The 725-nt window shown below is 68.1% G+C and carries 1 protein-coding gene; it reads right to left on the bottom strand.

From position 1 onward, the window contains the following. Nucleotides 1-725: glycerol dehydrogenase (locus tag ACT84W_RS09745; RefSeq protein ID WP_444329068.1), on the bottom strand; the 725-nt coding region annotated here is incomplete at both ends.

Below are 725 nucleotides of genomic sequence, written 5' to 3'. Positions count from 1 at the left end.
CGACCTCGAGCACACGCTCGTAGCTCGCGTCCTCGACGCCGAGCTGGGCGAACGGCACGGGCAGGCCGACCTCGACGCAGAAGTCGAGGACCTCATAGAGCTCGTCGGCGTTCTCGAGCACGAGCTGGGTCAGGGTGCCGAAGGCGACTTTCTCGCCATGATAGTAGGCGTGGGTCTCGGGCATGGCGGTCATGCCGTTGTGGATGGCGTGAGCGCCGGCGAGGCCCGCGGACTCGAAGCCGAGGCCGGAAAGCAGGGTATTGGCCTCGATGACCTTCTCGACCGACTCGGTGCAGGCGCCGGCCTCGAGGGCGAGCTTGGCCTTGACGCCGTCGCTCATCAGGGTCTCGTAGCACAGGCGGGCGAGCGCCATCGCCGCGCTCGTGACCTTGCCGCCGGCGCAGGTTCCGGCATCGGAGCGCATGCAGGCGCGCGCCTCAAAGAAGGTGGCGAGGGCGTCGCCCATGCCGCTGACGGTCAGCCGCACCGGGCTCTTCGCGATGACCTCGGTGTCCATGAGGACGAGGTTCGGGTTCTGCTTGAAGAACTGGTACTCCTTGAACTGGCCCTCATCGGTATAGATGACCGAGAGCGCCGAGCATGGCGCGTCGGTCGCGGCGATGGTGGGGACGACGACAACGGGGACGTCGACCGCGGCGGCGACGGCCTTGGCGGTGTCGAAGATCTTTCCGCCGCCGATGCCCACGACGGCGTCGGAGCCGGCG

The sequence above is a fragment of the Paratractidigestivibacter sp. genome (assembly GCF_052362415.1).
Taxonomy (GTDB): domain Bacteria; phylum Actinomycetota; class Coriobacteriia; order Coriobacteriales; family Atopobiaceae; genus Paratractidigestivibacter.
Note: the sequence above shows the minus strand (reverse complement) of the source record. Positions and strands in the feature narration are given on the sequence as shown.